The following is a 19501-nucleotide window of genomic DNA, read 5'->3' as shown; positions in this document are numbered from 1 at the left end:
TGGTTTCGGGGTATGAGTTTAAACCCAGTTCAAAAGCTTGAAACCTTTACTGTCTGAGGAAATTAGTTTTTTTCTCTAGCTCTAATCCTCTAATTTTGGCGAAGGTATTGTTCATGACTCCTATTTAATTTTTCTAGTTAACAAAATAGGAGATTTCAGCTGATGGCTCTCAAGAATTTATGGGAACAAGGGCGACAAGAGCGATTGCAAATAACTGCTGAACGCCGTCAACAAGTTAACCAATGGAAACAGTTAACTCAACAAGAATTGCAGTTGCAAGCAGATTTGCTTCATCAAGAATTGAGCAGTTTTGTTAGCAGTCTTCACAACAACAGAAAGTTACAACAGCAGCAATTTCAGCAAGAGATTGTAGAGCGGCAACTAGAAACATTGCAGATGAAAACAGATGTCTGGCAACACCAGCAAGAATACCGCCAAGAGCGGGCAGCAAAGGCTCAGGCATTATTCCAAGATTTGCAAAATTTTCGGGCAATCTTACATAACAGTGTTTGGGGAGATTACAGTCACGGACAAGCAGTTTCTCCAACTCCTACTAAAAAAGAGAAATTAGTTGCAACAGTTTCCCCAACTCTTGCTAAAAACGAGAAATTAGTTGCAACAGTTCCAAAATGGTCAATTTCCCGTTCTTCAATTAAAGCCACTGGTTTTCGTCCTGCCGTCAATACCATGACTAAGAAAGCGCCTGCTTTGAATGGAGATGCTGTTAAATCTAAAGTACTGCAATACATTCAGCAAGCCCAAGGAGCTACTCTGATAGAAATTGAAGAGGTGATAGGCTTAAGTCGGGTGGAAACGATAAATATCTTGCGCTCCTCGATCAAGCAAGGGGTACTAGAACAACGCGATCGCCAATACTTTATTCGGCAACAAGCAATTTCTTGACAAACTTGATTCAAGCTGACTTTTTGTATTTGCAGACTAGCAGTTGGATCGTCGCTTGTGTTTTGTGCCTGAAGCAGACATAGTACGCAATCGATTAGCATTAAAGCTGGTCTATGCTTTGTCATATTCAATATTTCCATCTTTTTAAGGTCTGTATTGACAAGCAATCGTCCCAGTATATGTAACGTTGCAAAAGTAATATAGATAACTTATTTCTAATTAAAAAAAGAGCTTAATTTTTGTTCTGGCTGACGGCTTTGAACTTGAAAAATGTCTGGATTGGAAAGGGATATAACAAGCTGGGGTAGATAGATCGAGGTTTTGAACTGTGCTATTGGCGATCGCACGATGAGGTTAGCAAGCAGGATTGTTTGAGGAATTTCAATGTAAATGAAAAACTCAAGATATATAAAGAGGTGCGATCCGTTGTGAATCAATTGATCTACCAACTTCAAACTAAATTATTCACAGGCAGGCTAAATCTTGAAGCCAGGGATGGGCCGACTTGGACGCTATATTTTCGTTTAGGACGATTAATTTGGCAGGCTGGCGGTTCTAATACCGATGAGCGATGGCGACGACACTTGTCGCAGTACTGTTCTAATTTGGATGTGACACAGTTGGAGTGGCTTGTCTCTCCCCAGGAAAATTATCGCGAGTATTGCATTCTTGCTAAGTTGCGAGAACAAAAATTAATCGAACAACAACAACTTGTTAACCTGATTACAAGCTTAATAGCTGAAGTCCTGTTTGATATAACGCAGTACATTGAAACCAAAGGAAATAACAATAATTCAGCAGGGCATTTGTCACATAATATCGTTGTAGGTGAAGTTCCTGGGTTTCTCTTAGCTGTAATCTCAACTGAGGAAGTCTTGAAACAGGCTACACAAGCTTGGCAAGAATGGCGAGATGCAGGACTGGCAAATTACTCGCCAAATTTATTTCCTGTCATTCAACAAATTGAGCTACTCCAAGGACAAGTATCTTCTAAACAGATTATTTCTCTAGTTGATGGAACAAAAACTTTACGAGGTCTAGGGCAAAAAATTGGTCGAGATGTCTTAGCTTTGACTCGGTTCTTGATGCCATTCGTAAAAGCAGGGGCGATCGCTTTTTCACCCACTCCAAGCCTCAGAAAGGTTGGGATTAGTCAAGAAAATAGCAACCCGTCAAGTACAGTTAATAATCTCAATTCTTCACTGAAGACAGAAGAGAACACTGTTATACAAGTTGCACCCCCAGCGGCTAGCAAACAAATTGTCAGTCCGTCCAGTGCAGTTAATCATCCCAAATCTTCACTGAAGACAGAAGAGAACACTGTTATACAAGTTGCACCCCCAGGGACTAACAAACAAATTGTCAGTCCGTCCAGTGCAGTTAATAATTCCAATTATTCACTGAAAACAGAAGAGAACACTGTTTTACAAGTTGCACCCCCAGCAGCTAGCAAAGCAATTATAGATGCCTCCAAACCTTTAGTAGCCTGTGTGGATGATAGTCCGACGATCTGTCGTAGTTTGGAAGAAATTATGACCCATCAAGGTTACCGCTTTGTTGGCATTCAAGACTCCTTGACGGCAGTTTTAAAGCTAATTAAAAGCAAGCCAGACTTTATTTTTTTGGATCTATTGATGCCAAAAGTGAATGGCTATGAAATTTGTTCTCAAATCCGTAAAACTCCAAGTCTCAAAGATGTACCGGTTGTCATCTTAACGGGGAAAGATGGAATAGTAGATCGGATGCGAGCAAAATTAGTCGGGGCAACTGACTTTATGGGTAAACCCGTAGAGGCAGAAAAAGTACTCAATATGCTGCACAAGTATTTAAGCGTTTAGGTTGAAGCGATAGTCATACCAGTGGCTCCCCTACATCCTTATTCAAAACAAATTTTGGATGGAAAATTGCTTTTTAAATCTGGCTTAGTGTTAATTCATTTTTCAAATTCTGAATTATAGCCGTCGCCAGTAGTGTTAGGACATCAACAAACGATTGAACCTAGACACAAAAAGACTTTTCACCCAGTCCCCAGTCCCCAGCTATAAATAGTTAGGAAAAAATGAAAAAAGTTCTTTTAGTTGAAGATAGCCTCACAGAATCCGAAAAGATGACACGTTATCTGGAGCAAGGAGGATACTCAGTTTATGAAGTTCGTAGTGGTGAAGAGGCGCAACTGAGGTTGAAACAACAAAAACCTGACTTGATCCTACTGGATTTGATTTTGCCAGGCCAAAGTGGATTTGAGTTCTGCCGCAAGTTGAAAGCCGATCCGACAACAAAAGCAATCCCGGTAGTGATTTGCTCAACTAAAAACACAGATGTTGATAAAACTTGGGGCACTATGAGTGGTGCTGATGCCTATTTAATCAAACCTGTAAATGAAAATACCTTGCTCCAGACTGTTAGTAAATTTATTCGCTAAGGAAACAGGGGCAATGGTACAGGTCAATGATGGCTTTTCTTCCCTACCCATTAATAACCAATTTCGACTTGAAAACTCTCCCCAAGGAAACAAACACAGATTTTTAAGATTTCCTTTGAATGCAAAGGTACATGGGTTACTCCCATTAGCTGATTTGCGGGGAGTAATTCAGGTTGCACTCACCGAGATTTTACCAGTACCGCAGGTAGCAGAATTCTTGTTAGGCATAATGAATTGGCGAGGAGAAGCTATCTGGATTCTTGATTTAGCAGGTTTACTGGGAGCAACACACTGGTGTCGGCGAGAAAATGTACGCAACTCTGGCATGGCGATGCTTGTTCAAGTCCAGAATCAAACTGTCGGGCTATTGGTAGAGCAAGTCAATACTATTGAAGTTTACGATCCCCAAGAGCGGTTAGCGATTTCGGCATCGATGTTACCCGCCCGACTAGGCTCGTTCTTACAGGGTTATTTTGTGGATTCTCAAGGTAGCCCTTTGATGTTACTTGACACCCATGTTGTGATTCAAGCCCTTCGGCCTCTTTAAAGTTCAGAGCTTCCTACCGAAGAAAGGCAGAAGGCAGAAGGCAGAAGGCAGAAGGCAGATAATACAGTTTTGCCCTCTGCCAAAATTTACGAAAAAAGTAAAAAGATTTTTTACTCTTCCAGAAGCCTTACGGTTAAGAGACGCGCAAGTGCAAGAAAAAACTTGTCCTTATCAAATCCTCTAAATTCATTTATGTAAATTACCTTCTGCCCTCTGCCCTCTGCCTCCTTAACTTACTTTGACAACCTTCATAGCAAGAAAGATTATGGTAATGCATACACCCAGCCAACCACACTCAAATTCCAGCAACGGTTATAAGGACACTGATAACGGGCATACCGTTAATGTACCAGCAAAACAGCAAATCATCTCCACTTTAGAAGAATTGCGAACTGAACTGGATCAAGCTGATTGGGCGGAAACAGGGCCATTGCGAGACAGAATCCGCAAATTAAAAGAATTGGTAAGTGTGTTGCCATATCAAGACGGAGGAGATGGATTCGAGGTAGAGCAAGTACAGGCGATCGCCAGCAAAATCCGCCAATTTTCCGATCTAGATACTTTGCTTGCTACTGCTGTCATGGAGGTACAAAACGCCCTGCAAGCCGATCGCGTGGTGGTGTATGAATTTACGAATCCGACGCTGGGGATAGTGGCTGCGGAGGCGATGAGGGATGGCTTTACCCCAATGCTGAAGGAAAAACTACCCGCCGTCACCTTTGGGTTAGGTTCTGCCAAGCTTTATCAACAAGAAAAATTAGCAGCGATCGCGGATACTCATACTGCAAGCTTGTCTCCTTATCAAAAGCAGCTTATGGAGCGGTTTCAGGTCAGAGCTAGTTTGAGCTTGCCAATCTTAACAAAAGATGGGGTTTGGGGTTTGTTGGTAGTGCAGCAATGCACTGCTCCTCGCCAGTGGCAGAATGCGGAAATTCGGTCGCTAAAATTGCTCGCGCAGGAATTAGAAGCGCAACTGCAAGTTGCCGTGATTCAGGCTACGTTGCAACAAGAAGTGGAAAAAGACCAAATCCTGACTGGTGTAGCGAGTAAAATTCTCCAGTCCAAAGATGTGGATACCATCTTTCGCGTTGCCACCCAAGAAGTACGACAGTCACTAAAATGCGATCGCGTGGCAATTTATCGTTTCCAGCCAGATTGGAGTGGGGAATTTGTAGCTGAATCTGCTGGATCTGAGTGGGTTTCTCTGTTAGAAGAACAGCGAAATAATCCAGCAATTGTCAAGAACGTTAACTATTGCAGTGTGAGGAACTTTGCAGAAGAAGGGGGATTAGTTGGGACAACAGGGCGATCGCATAGTGCAGATAGCTACATTCAGCATACCCAAGGCAAAAATTTCCATCGCGGACAGATTTATCGAGTCACTAATGATATCTACAGTGGTGGTTTTTCTGACTGCTATATCAAAGTTTTAGAAACCTATCAAGCCAAAGCATACATTATTGTTGCCATCTTCCAAGGAGAAAAGTTGTGGGGCTTGCTGGCTGCCTATCAAAATTCTCAGCCTCGTCAGTGGAAAGATAGTGAAGTTCGACTAATGGTGCAGGTGGCATCCCTGTCTAGTATTGCTATTCAACAGTTGCAATATCAGCAACAACTTTATCAACGCTCTGAGGAGTCAGCCAAACTTGTTGAACGAGAACGTACTGTTTTCGGCATCATTGAAAAGATTGGGCAAGCAATGGATCTTCGCACCCTTTTCCGCACTACAACCCAAGAATTGCGGCGATTTTTAAAATGCGATCGCGCAGTGGTTTATCAATTTTATCCAGATTGGAGTGGAGAAGTTATTGCTGAATCTGTGGCTGCGGGTTGGTCGTCCCTGTTGGATATTCAGGAACAAGAAAACATTTTAAAAACAGGCATGGTATCTTCAGAGCGTTGCCATGTTAAGGATTATGGCTCCCCGATTAAACCTGATGGCGATACCTATCTGAAGGAAACGCAGGGTGGAATGTACGCCAAAGAAAAGCGCTTCCGCAAAGTCAACGATATTTATGCTGCTGGTTTTTCACCTTGCTATTTAGAAGCATTAGAGAAGTTCCAAGCCAAAGCGTACATCATTGTTCCCATTTTCCGCGCTGGTAGTCTTTGGGGTTTATTAGCAGCCTATCAAAATTCTGATGTCCGCAAATGGACTGATGAAGAGACTGGTGCTTTGTTGCAAATTGGCGAATCGTTGAGCATTGCTCTCCAGCAAGCTGAATATATCGAACAGCTACGGTTAAAAAATATCGAAATGACCCAAGTAGCTGAAGTAGAAAACGCCATCGCCCGAATGACGGATAGAATGCTTCATTCCCAACACCTAGAAACAATTTACCGCACTACCTTGGCAGAATTGCGGCAGTTGTTCAAATGCGATCGCCTAGCAATATATCGCTTCAACTCTGACTGGAGTGGTAAATTTATGGCTGAATCTGTAGGAACTGACTGGGTACCTCTGGTTGGTCCCGATATCAAGACCGTATGGGAAGACGAACACCTACAGCAAACCCAAGGCGGACGCTATCGCAACAATGAAACTTTTGTCGTCAATGATATCTATACTGTTGGTCATGCCCAGTGCCACATCGACTTGTTAGAGCAGTTCCAGGCTAAAGCCTACACCATCGCCCCTATTTTTGCTGGCAACAAACTTTGGGGTTTGCTAGGAGCTTACCAAAATAGCGGCCCGCGCCAGTGGAATTCCGAGGAGGTGCGATTGCTGACCAAATTGGGCATTCAGTTGGGTTTAAGCGTGCAGCAAGCCGAGTACATTGAAGAATTGAAAACGAAAAATACAGAGTTGGCGCAAGCAGCAGAAGAAGAACAGGTGCTAACAGGGATGGTGGAAAAAATTCGCCAAGCTCAAGAGGCAGATACAATTTTCCTGAATGTACTGCCAAGTTTACGCAAACAACTACAGTGCGATCGCCTAGCAGTATTTCGCTTTCATCCCGACTGGAGTGTGGAGTTTGTTGCCGAATCCGTAAAAGATCAATGGCTGTCTTTAGGCGGTTCCGACATCAAAACGATTTGGATGGACGAACACTTACAAGAAACTCAGGGCGGACGCTATCGCAATCATGAAACCTTTGTTGTCAATGATATCTACACTGTCGGTCACGTTCAGTGTTACCTAGAGATATTAGAAAAAATCCAGGCTAAGGCTTACACGATCGCTCCGATCTTTATTGGAAACAAACTCTGGGGCTTTATAGGAGCATATCAAAATATTGGCCCTCGCGAGTGGAAATCCAAGGATGTGCAACTGTTGCGAAAAGTAGCAGTGCAAATGGGTATAGGCTTGCAACAGGTTCAGTATATAGAACAGCTCAAGAAGAAGAATGCAGAGTTAGCCAGAGCCGCAGAAGGGCAACGAGCCTTAACACGGCTCTCAGAAAAAATCCGCCAAGTTCAAGAGCTAGATACGATTTTCCGCAATGCCTTACCAGAATTGCGATCGCACTTGGAATGCGATCGGCTAGCGGTGTATCGCTTCAATCCAGATTGGGGTGGGGAGTTTATTGCCGAATCTGTAAGTCGTGAATGGGTGGCTTTGGTTGGCCCCGATATCAGGACTGTATGGGAAGACGAACACCTACAACAAACCCAAGGTGGACGCTATCGCAACAACGAGACGTTTGTCATCAATGACATTTACACTTCTGGTCATGCCCAATGCCACATAAAAATTCTCGAGCAATTCCAGATGAGAGCTTATATTATCACCCCGATTATTGCCGGAAACAAGCTCTGGGGTTTGTTAGGAGCATATCAGAATAGCGGGCCGCGGCAATGGCAAGATAATGAAGTCAACTTGGTAACGAAAATCGGTACGCAGTTTGGGGTTGCCGTCCAGCAATCGCAATACTTACAACAAACCTTAACCAAGAATGAGGAATTAATCAAACTAGCAGAACGGGAAGTCGCAAACGCCCGATTTTCTTATCGCCTGCCAAGTCGGTTAACAGAGATGGCCCAAAGTCATAGTAATGTTTTGGAATTTGTCCAGTTTGCCACCCACGAACTTCGTCAACTGCTGAAAGTAGATCGAGTTGGAGTTTACCGTTTTGAGCCTGATTGGTCTGGAGAATTTGTAGTTGAGTCTGTCAGTGGGGATTGGCCTAAACTGGTGGGGACTAGCCTTGCCAGAGTTAGAGATACCTATCTCCAGTACAACCAAGGCGGGCGTTATGTCCGCAAAGAAAGTTTGCGGGTTGACAATATATATAGTGTTGGTCATGACGAATGTCACATCCAATTGTTAGAGATGTGGGGAACTAAAGCCTACATGATTTCTCCGATTTTTCAAGAAAATCGGCTCTGGGGGTTGATGGGAGTTTATCAAAATAGCGCACCGCGCCAGTGGGAGCAATCCGAGGAGGATGTTCTCAACCAAGCCAGCGTCCAGATTGGTCTTGCCCTCAATCTTGCAGATTACCTAACACAGGTGCGTACCCAAGAGCAGCAACTAGCAGAAGCAGCAGAGCGCGAACGCACCGCTCGCGAAAAACTTCAACAAGGAGCAATAAGGGTTCTCATGGCTTTGGAACCATCGTTCAGAGGCGATCTTACCGTTCGCGCTCCCCTATCTGAAGATGAAATTGGGACGATCGCTGATGGTTACAACACTACGATCCAAAGTTTGCGAGATTTAGTGCGACAAGTGCAGATTGCTGCCAGCAAGGTGAGTGAAAATTCCAGCAATAACACTACCTCAGTAGTACAACTATCTAACCAAGCTCAACAGCAAGCAGAACGGCTCGAACGCGCTTTGGAACAATTACAAATGATGGTAACTTCCACCCAGGTAGTTGCTGTTGATGCCCAAAGAGTAGGACAGGCGGTTCAACAAGCTAATAAAACCGTCCAAGCTGGCGATTCGCTGATGGAAAGAACCGTAGATGGCATTTTGGAGATTCGCGAAACCGTCTCCGAAACAGCGAAGAAAATTAAGCGCCTCGGTGAAGCTTCTCAGAAAATCTCGAAAGTAGTGAGTTTGATTGAAAACTTTGCCACTCAAACTAATTTGCTGGCGCTCAATGCGGCGATTGAGGCTACCCGTGCCGGAGAGTACGGTAAAGGCTTTGCGGTGGTTGCAGATGAAGTTCGTTCCCTGGCTTATCAGTCAGCGAGTGCCACCACAGAAATTGAGCGACTCGTGCAAGAAATTCAAAGTGGAACCAACGAAGTTACCGAAGCAATGGAAGTCGGGATTACCCAAGTTGTCCAAGGCTCGAACTTGATCGATGAGACTCGTCATTCCCTGAGTGCGATCGTGGCAGCTACCAACGAAATTGGTGGACTGGTGCAAGGAATTACTCAAGCAGTTTCCACTCAAAGTCAGCAATCTCAGATGTTGACAGAAGCGATGATGGATGTTTCGGCGATCGCCCGCAAGACTTCGCAAAGTGCCATGAACATTTCCGAGTCTTTTGAGGAACTACTGACGACTTCACAACAACTGGAAACCAGCGTTAGCCAGTTCAAAGTTGACTAAGTAGGGCGTGGTGAATACTTATTCTCAGGATAAGGCAGGAGGCAGAAGGCAGAAGGCAGGAGGCAGAGAGCACAAGTGAAGACTTATCTTCCTTGTCTCCCTCATCCCCCTCATCCCCTGCTCCCTGCCCTAACAGATAAATCTCCTTGACACCAAGCGTATTATGAACCCCGATCGCAGTAATCAAGAGCAGCTAGAGCAGGCTTTTCTGGCTGAAGCAGCAGATTTGTTGCAAACCATTGAGCAGAATCTTATCGGTCTACTTGATGAAAAAACAATAGAAAAAGTTCATGCCTTGATGCGAAGCGCCCATACTCTCAAAGGGAGTGCAGCTAGTGTTGGGCAGGAAACGATTAAGACAATTGCCCATCATTTGGAAGATGTCTTCCAGGCGTTATATGCTCCAGAATTGGAAATCGATCCCCAATTGGGTGCTTTGCTTCTAGATGCTTATGAGTGCCTGCGAACTCCATTGAGTGCAACCTTGATGGGATTATCCTGCAATGAGGCAGAAATACTCGATAAAACTGCCTCAATCTTCGCCCAACTCCAAAATAAACTAGGCGACTTTTTTGGTCGTGAGGCTTTGCTTCCCAGTTCGGAAGAACTTGGCTTTGATGTGGTAGAGTCAATCTTTTCCGGGAGCGTACTCCAGGATTTGCAACAGCTCTCAGCTGACATCCAAAGCCAAAATCCGCAACAAATTCAAACAACACTCAACTCCCAAGCAGAATTTTTTGCCGAACTAGCAGCATCTTATGGCTTATCGGGATTGGGAGAAATTGCCCAAGCGACCCTAAACGCTCTCAAAGCGCATCCAGACAAAGTACTGCAAATCGCTCAGGAGGCTTTAGAAAATTTCCAAGCGGCTCAAGCAGCAGTACTCGCAGGCGATCGCACTCAAGGGGGAGAGGTATCTCTACAATTGCGAGAATGGGCAGGAATAAATACTTCTGTCCCACGGGTACAAGAACAGCCAGTTTTAATTGCTATCCAACCTCCAGAAACGGCTACAACTGAGAAAGTGGAACCCCCTGTGCCTAGTGCGATCGAATCAGAATCAATTTGGTCGTTTTTCCCGAAGCGAACTGATAACTCCGTGAAAGCACCAGAGGTACTGGAACCAATTTCTCAGAATTCCGTAATAGCCCCCTCTGCCATAGATCGGATTTTACAGTCAATTTGGATCGGAGATCCACAGACATCCTGCCGCTACTCAAACTCAGAACGGCCAGCGTCTCCACCACCAGCGCCAAGCCTCCAAGCTCAGTCATCGCCATCACTTCCCAGTATCCGAGTCGCGATCGAACAGCTCGATCGCCTCAGCCATACAATTGGGGAATTGCTAATCAACGAAAACCAACAAAACCTGCAATCTAACCACATCCACAAAGCAGCGCAAGACACTCTACTACAGTTTTTGTACTGTCAACAACAACTTAGTAAAGTTTCTACTTGGTCGGATCGACAATTGCTGCTTCCCGAACGCGCAAAGCCGCGACACCCACGCTCAGGTGTCCCTACTTCTGCCGAGGCACAATCTAATTTTGATGCCTTAGAAATGGATACCTATAGCGAGTTGCACATTCTCCTGCAAAATCTTACAGAAGACATGGTGCAATTAGGAGAACGGATTGAGGGTTTTAATGCTTTAGTTCAGCAATCTCGCTTCAGTCTCGGCAAGCGCAAGCAATTGCTCTCAGGAGCGCAGTCAGATTTGCTGCAAGCCAGAATGGTTCCACTGGGAACAGTGTTAAATCGCTTTCCCCGTCTGCTGCAACAAATGGTAGCAACTTATCATAAGCCTGTTGAACTCAAGCTTGATGGTACGAAGGTGCTGGTAGATAAAGCCATTTCTGAGCAGTTGTACGATCCCTTGCTGCACATGATTCGCAATGCCTTCGACCACGGTATTGAATCAGTAGAAACCCGTAGACAACAGGGTAAACCAGAAACCGGAACAATTACAATTCAAGCTTATCATCAAGGCAACCGCACTACTATTGAGGTACGCGATGATGGTCGAGGCTTGAACTGGGAATCCATTCGTCAGCGAGGTGTGGAAAAACACCTGCTGACTGCGGAACAAGCCGCCTACGCCTCCGAAGACCAACTGGCAGAGTTATTATTTGAACCAGGCTTTTCTACCGCCAACAAAATTGGTGAGTTATCTGGCCGCGGTATCGGCTTAGATGTCGTTCGTACGCAATTGCAAGCTTTACAAGGTTCGATTGTAGTGCGATCGCTTTCAGGCCAGGGAACCACTTTCATCCTGCAATTGCCCCTGAGCTTGACAACAGCACGCTTGCTCGTTTGCCAATCTCAAGGTATTACTTATGCTTTGCTGTCTGAAGGAATTAGCCAAGTTTTATTACCGCAGCCAGAGCAGATTCAAGCCCAGCAATCTTTACACGGGCAAGGCATCCAAGAATTCTGGCAGTGGGAACAAGGGGAAAGTCAGCAACTAGTTCCCATCCGCCCGCTGGCCAATTTGGTGGATTACAAATATCCTTTATTCACCCAAGACCACAATTTAACCCTAAGTCCTTTTCCAGTTAAACAACGGAACGCCGTCGAACCTCTACTGTTGTTGCACGCAGAGGATCGCTACTTGTGTTTGCGAGTCGAGCAGATTTTAGTCGAGCAGGAATTAGTAATTAAATCCCTCGGCAGTGTCTTGACTTTACCTAGTTACATCCAAGGCTACAGTGTCTTGGGAAATGGTAGCCTCACCTTGGTCGTTGACCCGTTGGAGTTAGTTCGTCAAACCTGGCATACAGATACAATGCCAACTTCCCCGACATCTAGTCTGGCGCTATTACCCGCGCCTGAGCCTGTTCTGGCTCTCAAGGGGCAACAATCCGAGCTAACGATAACGCAACCGCAGCAACAGCCAATGGAAGTGAATACAGCCGTTGCTCAACCCAGCCAATTGACGGTATTAGTGGTAGAAGATTCGGTTGTCCAAAGGCAGAGTTTGGTGCAGACGCTCCAAAAAGCCAGCTATCAAGTGTTGCAAGCAGGCGATGGTCGAGAAGCGATCGCGCAAATCCTGCAACACGGTGATGTCGATCTAGTGATTTGTGACATTGAGATGCCGCAGATGAATGGATTTGAGTTTTTAGAACACCATCGCCAAGACGAGCGTTTGTCGGGGATTCCTGTAGTGATGCTGACTACCCGTAGCGGCCAGAAGCATCGCCAATTAGCTTTAGCTCTAGGTGCAAAAGCTTACCTGACCAAACCCTATTCCGAACAAAACTTCCTAACCACAATCGCCGAACTAGTTAATACCCCTTAGCCGAATGCCACTAAGTTAAGCGCAAACCTTTGATATGGTTGGCTTGGAGGGTGTGGGGTGTAGGGTGTAGGGAATTAAGAAGATGTTGAATTCTTGGGCGCAATCCAAATTCAATTTTCTTAAACACTACACCCTACACCCTGCCAAAAGCGAAATTTCATCTTTTCTTAGTGCCATTCCCCCTTAGCCCAATTCTCTAAAATAAGGCAACATATTCAAACCCCTAAACCCATGCCATATCTAACTTTATTAATTACGAATTACGAATTACGAATTAGTATTTATGCTCAACACTCCCTTTCCGTTTAAGCGATTATCTGGCACTGTGAGCGATCGCGACTCATTACGAGTCGTTGTTTTTGCGATCGCAGATTATTTATTTGCCCTGCCAGTTGGTGCAGTTCTCAAAGTAATTGCTTGTCCCCCGATTAGCAGTACGGTTGAAAGTGGTATTGGCATGGTTGATTTGGGAACGCAAACGATCGCGATTGTGGACTTGCGCCAGAAGTTCATTCCGCAATTACCAGCCCAACAGGCGCACGAAGTTCCCTCTGGGGTTAACACTTTAGGGCGCTTCTTACTTCTGACGCAAACGCGGACTGGAGAAATTTGTGGCATTCCTGCGGACAAACCTCCTGCCTTAATCGATATTCCTTTGTCAGCAGTACGTCCAGTGCCGTGGTCTTATCGGCAAGTAGCAGAGTTAAACTTTATTAGCCACATGGCTGTCTTGTCTTTAGCACCAAACTCAGAACCGCTGAAAGTACTTTTTCTAGGTATGAGCCAGATATTGGCTGATAAGTTGGGCTTGTCTGGAACAACCCCAACCTTAACTCCTGGGCTGGCATCAGGCGAACAACGGCAAAGATTCCTGCGTTTTTCCTTGGGCGATCGAGGCAGTGGATTGCTACCATTCGACTCAGTACTAGACATGATTCATGTCGCTAGCCAAGAAATTTCCCCAGCCCCGGCCTTACCAAGTTGGATTTTAGGTTTCTATAATTGGCAAGGACAAATGCTGAGATTGGTTGACTTAGAACATTTGCTTGGTTATGCCCCGCTGTTGAAGCGGCAGTCACACCAAGAAAAGCCAATGGTTCTGGTTCTCGAACTGCAAAATCAGGTAATCGGGTTTTTGGTTGCTCGTGTCTTAGATGTAGAGTGGCAGAATTTACAGCAAGCACAATCAGCACCAACCGACTTTTCGCCAAACAAACTGCTAAATTTTGTTCGAGGTATTCTGCCAGGCGATCGCTGGATTTTAGACACCAAAGCCATCGCCCAGACATTGCAATGGCAAACCCACTGATTTAACTTGATGCTGCCAAGGAGTTTTCTGTGACGATCGCAACCTTAGACCAAACCCAGCCTGTTGACAATCAAATCCAAATAGAAGAAATTTTGGCTAATGTGGCTGTACTTAAAGCAGTCTTTCAATCTGCTAAGGGGCCAAAGGTCGCTCAATTGCAGCAGAAGGTAAGTCAAATCGAAGCTTTTATCCAAGCTTTGGCTAAGGATTCGCCCAGTGATAATGATGATAATGTGCGAGGAGCTTTTCAACTCCAGCGAGAACAACTTGCGGCAATTGCTCGGCAAATGCAGCAGGCAAAAGGTGAAACGGCTCTTTTGGAAGCTACAGTCACCGCCCTGCGAGATATTCTCAATGCCGATCGCGTCCTGATTTTTCGTTTTGAGGAAGATAATCGCAGTCGGGCGATCGCTGAAGCTATACAACCGGGTTGGACATCTTTGCTCAACCAATCCCTACCGATAAATTTGTTTGTTACTCAACCCGATGTTAGTAACCCAACTGAAGTATTAGAACTAACCCCGCGCCAACAGCAATTTTGGCAACGCTTTCAGGTGCAAGCGAGTCTGTGCTTGCCCTTGATTGTCAAACAACAGCCTTGGGGTTTGTTACTGATTCAGCATTGCCTTGCACCCCGACAATGGCAGGAAGCAGAGCGCAGTTTGCTGCAACAAGTAGGAATGATGTTGACAATTAACTTGTACTCGGCTGAAATAGTAGCTCCATCGGTTCAACATCTGTCACCGCCTCCCCAAAAGGCTGAATCCTGCGATCGCTCACAATTATTAGTGCCATTGCAGCAGGTGAGCCAAGCCGTACAAGAAGGAGTAAGAATCGCCGAGCAAGAGCGCGAGTATTTAATGTCTATTCAAGATACTGTTGCTTTTACAAATAAACAGCTGCAATACCTTGGTGAATTTTGCCAGCAAGCTTCTGGTTTTGTTCGCCTTGTGGAAGGCTTGAGTACCAAAATTCAGGTTTTGTCTTTGAATACAGCTATTGAAGCAACAAAAGCTAGCGAGCAAGAACAAGGTTTGCTAGCTGCTGCCGAACAGGTGGAAATTCTTGCCCGTCAAGCCCGCGAAAGCACCGTAAATATAGAGGAATGCTTTCAAGAACTCCAGGTGGCAGCAGCAGACGTTGTTTCTGCTATCGAACCGTGCGATCGCCAAATCAGTGCGGGGCTGGAGTCAATCGCCCAAATCCACGAGCAATTTAGAGCGATCGCCGATATCGCTGCTTGTACCCTCAAATCAATATGAAGGGGGTGTAGGGGGTAGGGTGTGGGGTGTAGGGAACCCCATAATTAAAAACAGGGGTTTCACTTCCCGGACGCTGTATTTTTCGCACTACGTGCCTCATAATATATCTTTTTTATTTTTCATACTTAAAAGTAGGGGCTTGTACCCAAACTTCGGGGCTTTTTCTTCCCTACACCCCACACCCCACACCCTGCCCTGAAGGGGCTGGTCGAAGCCATAGAATTGTCACAAACCAGGAGTTTCGATGAGTACCGATTTTGTCCCCCAACCGCAGAACGACGATCGCTTCCTAGAAGAAGCGATCGATCTGTTACTGTTCTTGGAGCAGGAGTTGCCTAACTATACAAAAGACAGTAACCCCGGTACAGCTTTGGCTCTCATGGAAGCTGCTCGTTCTCTGCATTCGATTGCTATAGCAGCCGAGCTAGATGCCATTGCCATAGTTGCGGCTGCACTAGAAGAGATTTTTCAACTGCTGTATCATTATCGGGTAACTGTTGACGCTCCAATCGCCTCTTTGTTGTCGGAAGGATTAGATTGCCTACAAATGCTGCTGATGGCATTTTTAACAGCCTCGAAAATTGAGGAAGTAGAAATTCTAGAGCGGATGTCTGCCATTGTTGCTCGTCTGCAAGCAGAGTTTGGCGATTCCCAGGAAACAAACCTTGAAACATCGGTAGAGCGATCGCAGGAACATCAATCAGTTATTCAGTTTGGCGATTTCTTAGCCGAGGTAGAATCTTCTGCGGCTCTACCAGAGCAAGTTATGGCTAAAGACAAGGAAATAATAAGTGAAACTAACCCCAAGCTTAGTAGCTTATATTACGTAGATGCAGAGCCGCTTCCCGCTAAGGTAGGGGAACTAGCAAACCTCAAGGAGTATGAGGAAGAAGATTTTCATGCTTGGTTGGGGGATTTTTTCCCACCTACTGAAACATCCCTAGTTAAATCTTTTGGCGATCGCCATTCACTCTCTTTACAAGAATCCATTCCTACCGTTGTTGCAACCAGTATTCCCGCCGCCACACCGATCAATATTCAACATCTCGAACAACTAAATGCGCTGATTGCAACATTACTAACTAACTATAATCAGCAAGCTTGTCGCGAAGAACAACAGCAACATGCGATCGGGCAGTTGCTTCGACAAGTTAAACGATTACAACGCCTGCTGGATAATCTACAGGAATGGTCAGGACGTTTAGCAGCAATTTCAGATACCCTTTCTCCTTTAGCTGCTTCTCGCTCTCAGCAATTGTACAATACTCTGCAATCTGTTTTGGCTGAAGCGTCTCAGGTAGCATCAACTGTTCATTCCCTAAATAACGATCGTCACCAACTCAAACAAGAATTCATACAGCAGGAAAATTTACTTAATCGTTCTGCTAATTTAGTCAAAAAAGTTACAACTATTCCTTTAAAAGTAGCCTTAGAACCATTACATCGGCTTTGGTCTCAGTTACAAGCTCTACAAGATAAGTCTGCTACACTACATTTACAAATTAGCAATATCCAAGTCGATCGCGCGTTTAGCGATCGCCTCCATGCCCTTCTGTTACATATAAGTTGCTATTTACTAGAGCAAAGTATTGAGTCTTCCCAAACACGCCAACACCTTGGTAAAAATAGCAACGGTATTATTGAAATTCAAATTTATCAGCAGGGAAATCAACTGATTATTGATGGCTGTGATGATGGCGCAGGACTTAACTTATCTCAAATTTCTCAACAAGCTTTAGCCCAAGGACTCGCCCTGACAAAACCAGGGAATATCTTACAAGCGACTGAACTAATACTTGAACCAGAGGTTTCATCTGTTTTATGCGATCGCGCTGCCTTAGAGTTAGGAGCAGGATTCACTGAGGTTTGCAAGCAATTAACAGCTATTCAAGGAAGAATAATATTGAAGTCTCAAGCTGGATATGGTACTGCCTTCTCGCTGCAAATTCCCCTGGAGCAAAAAATTGCTCAACTGATTGTCTGTCAAGCTAACTCCAGAGTCTATGCGTTTGTTGCCGATTCCGTAGAGCAGATTTGCTTATCCCAGTCCGAACAAATTCTGCAAACTCAAGCGGGACGTATGTTATTTTTGCAGTCTTCTGGCAGATCCGGTGGTTTGCTTCGTGGCGATCGCGATCGTCCAACAACAGAAATGCTCGTCCCTATCTACTTATTAACTGATGTGCTGATTTCTCCTAACCAGCTTCCTACCTCAGTTACCACTGAAAGCACAGATACACTAAATGCTTTCAAGCAGGATAAGCCGTTATTAGTATTCCGTTACTTAGACAAACGATGTGCTGTAGAAGTAGATTGCATTATCGGCAAGCAATCCTCTGTTATCCATCCTCTGGGGGAAGCAATCCCGGTTGCTCCTTACATTCAAGGAACTAGCATTCTTGCCAATGGGCAACTTAGCCTAGTTTTGGATGGTTGCCTTCTCACAAAATCTTTAACTTGAATAGCACTAAGAAAAGCTAAAACACTTGTGGTTAACCAGTTTTCAAGTGCTTTCGTAATTTATACTGGGGTTTTGTCACTTTCTGGAAGGTTTTGGAAGATAAAGATATAGCCCTAGCCACATAGGTTATACCATTTCACTTTATAAATGATGCAAATACGGGTGTAAGGGCGAACGTAACAGCGCCCCTACAAGTTCTTGCATGTGTATTAAGATTTTGGTGAATTGGTATTAGGACTGTGTTGATTGCTAAAAGCTTTAAAGCAACCGGGTTTTTACTCAGCAACGCCACTTGCTTCAACGGGGGGAACCCCCCTACTCTTCGAGAACGACTTCGTCGAACGGGTTCGCAGTTCCTTCAAGTCGGCGAAGCCGCCCAACGGACTGCTCACCGCAACGCAGTGGCTCCTCAGCACTTTAATATAACAAAACTTCAAGCGCCCAGACTAAAAGAGCCTGAGCGCTTGAATAATAGGTTGCAGATAAATTTCTGCTAGTAGCAAAATTAAGCAGGCATCATGTGCATCGATCTACAGGATTCTGCACACTTACGGCAAGCAGCAGCACAATCCATCATCATTTTATCGTCGCTCATTTTTTCGCAAGCCATGGCACAGCGATCGCACATTTCAGCACAAAGCATACAAGTGCGTCCCATAAATTCAGAACCGCCCATCATCATATTCGTACACATCATGCACATTTCAGCGCAGTCACGCATCATGCCCATCATGCCCATATCCATGTTCTTGCTACCCTTGCTCATGCAGTAAGCCATGCTTTCCATGCACATTTTGTGACAGTCCATACAAGCGTCTATGCAAGTTTGCATTTCGGGAGTTATGGATTCGGTCATCATCATCATCATCATAGGAAATACCTCTTGATTTTTTGATGTATTGCAAGTGCCCTTAGAAGGACTACTCATAACAGTAATCTTATCTTTTCAAAGAGTCAATAGGGTTTTTTATTACACAATTTATAAATCAACAATTCCGATATAATTACCGGAATTTAATTTAATTACACATAAGTTAGTGTTGTTTTTTTGATAGTTCTTGCTCTGTCAAGGTTGCAATCTCGCGTTGCTCGTGGGAGATTTAGTAACTCAGTAAATATCTAAATTGAATATCAAAATAAAAACTTGATACTTAGCTAAATAATGATGTTAGTTTTTTGGCAAATATCATTTTAAAAGCCTGTATGAAGTTATTTTAATTTTAAATTAGATGCAGATAGATATAGTTTAAGAGGTTTGCACCATCGCTTTTGCGAACTTTAAAGTTCCCAGTTCTGTAAGTGTAGTGGAGAAGGAGCAGGCAAGGTGCGATCGCCAAAACCAGATGGGAAAATACCAGTCTTAGTAAATGGCAAATTACAATCTCTTAATGCTATTCAGAATGCAAAGAATATTTGCATTTAATTTTATTTAAAAATTTGCTCTGAATACAGTTCGCTATAATTAATATAGTTTTTGTTTGGACTTTTTGAAGAAGTCTAATATTTAATTATGGTTATGCGTTTTCCCATAATTGCGGCTACTTTCATGGCTACCAGTGTAAGTATAGGTACGCTTTTGGGCATTGCAACTCCTGCTTCAGCTCAGGAGATCGTAACTTGTTCAAGCCATGATAATCAAAGGAATACTTGTTCAATACCTGCTAGAGGCAGAGTGAGATTTGTTAGGCAATTGTCTGATGCCAGTTGTAGAGGAAATTGGGGCTATGGAAGAAATCGTATCTGGGTGAAAAATGGTTGCCGAGCCGAGTTCTCAGTTGGCAATCGCAGAAACG

General features: G+C 44.5%; 11 protein-coding genes. 10 read left to right on the top strand and 1 reads right to left on the bottom strand.

The annotated features are described in order from the left end of the window. Positions 1-162 precede the first annotated feature (162 nt). The 9 genes from I8752_RS03395 to I8752_RS03355 all read left to right on the top strand — a co-directional run bounded on the left by I8752_RS03395 (position 163) and on the right by I8752_RS03355 (position 17708). Positions 163-903, top strand: a complete 741-nt coding sequence (locus I8752_RS03395; RefSeq protein WP_214430922.1) for a gas vesicle protein GvpC — start codon at positions 163-165, stop codon at positions 901-903. Positions 904-1331: 428 nt separating this feature from the next. After that, positions 1332-2741 (top strand): response regulator, encoded by a 1410-nt coding sequence (locus I8752_RS03390; protein WP_214430921.1) that lies wholly within the window; start codon positions 1332-1334, stop codon positions 2739-2741. Between the two features lie 221 nt (positions 2742-2962). Continuing rightward, the gene (locus tag I8752_RS03385; RefSeq protein WP_214430920.1) at positions 2963-3325 is read left to right on the top strand and encodes a response regulator transcription factor; all 363 of its coding nucleotides are present in this window, start codon (positions 2963-2965) and stop codon (positions 3323-3325) included. A gap of 13 nt (positions 3326-3338) precedes the next feature. Further along, positions 3339-3872 carry a chemotaxis protein CheW gene (locus tag I8752_RS03380; protein ID WP_214430919.1) on the top strand — a complete coding sequence of 178 codons (534 nt, stop codon included), beginning with the start codon at positions 3339-3341 and terminating at the stop codon, positions 3870-3872. A 265-nt stretch (positions 3873-4137) separates the two neighbouring features. After that, complete coding sequence (locus tag I8752_RS03375; RefSeq protein WP_214430918.1) at positions 4138-9375, top strand: GAF domain-containing protein; 5238 nt, start codon at positions 4138-4140, stop codon at positions 9373-9375. A gap of 163 nt (positions 9376-9538) precedes the next feature. Further along, a complete protein-coding gene (locus tag I8752_RS03370; RefSeq protein ID WP_214430917.1) occupies positions 9539-12676 on the top strand; it encodes a hybrid sensor histidine kinase/response regulator in 3138 nt (1045 codons plus the stop codon). A 283-nt stretch (positions 12677-12959) separates the two neighbouring features. Beyond that, positions 12960-13985 (top strand): chemotaxis protein CheW, encoded by a 1026-nt coding sequence (locus I8752_RS03365; RefSeq protein ID WP_214430916.1) that lies wholly within the window; start codon positions 12960-12962, stop codon positions 13983-13985. 29 nt (positions 13986-14014) lie between these two features. Then, a complete protein-coding gene (locus tag I8752_RS03360; protein ID WP_214430915.1) occupies positions 14015-15247 on the top strand; it encodes a GAF domain-containing protein in 1233 nt (410 codons plus the stop codon). Between the two features lie 244 nt (positions 15248-15491). Next, on the top strand, positions 15492-17708 hold the full coding sequence (locus tag I8752_RS03355; protein ID WP_214430914.1) for a chemotaxis protein CheW: 2217 nt from the start codon (positions 15492-15494) through the stop codon (positions 17706-17708). Positions 17709-18213: 505 nt separating this feature from the next. Here the strand turns inward: I8752_RS03355 and I8752_RS37150 are convergent. After that, positions 18214-18576, bottom strand: coding sequence for a four-helix bundle copper-binding protein (locus I8752_RS37150; RefSeq protein ID WP_225895417.1), 363 nt, complete (start codon positions 18574-18576; stop codon positions 18214-18216). A gap of 642 nt (positions 18577-19218) precedes the next feature. Between I8752_RS37150 and I8752_RS03345 the strand changes: the two genes are divergently transcribed. Further along, a partial coding sequence (locus I8752_RS03345) for a DUF3011 domain-containing protein (protein WP_214430912.1) occupies positions 19219-19501 on the top strand: 283 nt, incomplete at its 3' end.

Origin of the sequence: Dendronalium phyllosphericum CENA369, assembly GCF_016056275.1 — a bacterium.
Taxonomy (GTDB): domain Bacteria; phylum Cyanobacteriota; class Cyanobacteriia; order Cyanobacteriales; family Nostocaceae; genus Dendronalium; species Dendronalium phyllosphericum.
Note: the sequence above shows the minus strand (reverse complement) of the source record. Positions and strands in the feature narration are given on the sequence as shown.

Bases quoted from the DNA above. Each gene is read 5' to 3' on its own strand.
- I8752_RS03380 (WP_214430919.1), top strand. From the start codon at position 3,339: ATGGTACAGGTCAATGATGGCTTTTCTTCCCTACCCATTAATAACCAA.
- I8752_RS03365 (WP_214430916.1), top strand. From the start codon at position 12,960: ATGCTCAACACTCCCTTTCCGTTTAAGCGATTATCTGGCACTGTGAGC.
- I8752_RS37150 (WP_225895417.1), bottom strand. From the start codon at position 18,576: ATGATGATGATGATGACCGAATCCATAACTCCCGAAATGCAAACTTGC.
- I8752_RS03370 (WP_214430917.1), top strand. From the start codon at position 9,539: ATGAACCCCGATCGCAGTAATCAAGAGCAGCTAGAGCAGGCTTTTCTG.
- I8752_RS03395 (WP_214430922.1), top strand. From the start codon at position 163: ATGGCTCTCAAGAATTTATGGGAACAAGGGCGACAAGAGCGATTGCAA.
- I8752_RS03385 (WP_214430920.1), top strand. From the start codon at position 2,963: ATGAAAAAAGTTCTTTTAGTTGAAGATAGCCTCACAGAATCCGAAAAG.
- I8752_RS03355 (WP_214430914.1), top strand. From the start codon at position 15,492: ATGAGTACCGATTTTGTCCCCCAACCGCAGAACGACGATCGCTTCCTA.
- I8752_RS03375 (WP_214430918.1), top strand. From the start codon at position 4,138: ATGGTAATGCATACACCCAGCCAACCACACTCAAATTCCAGCAACGGT.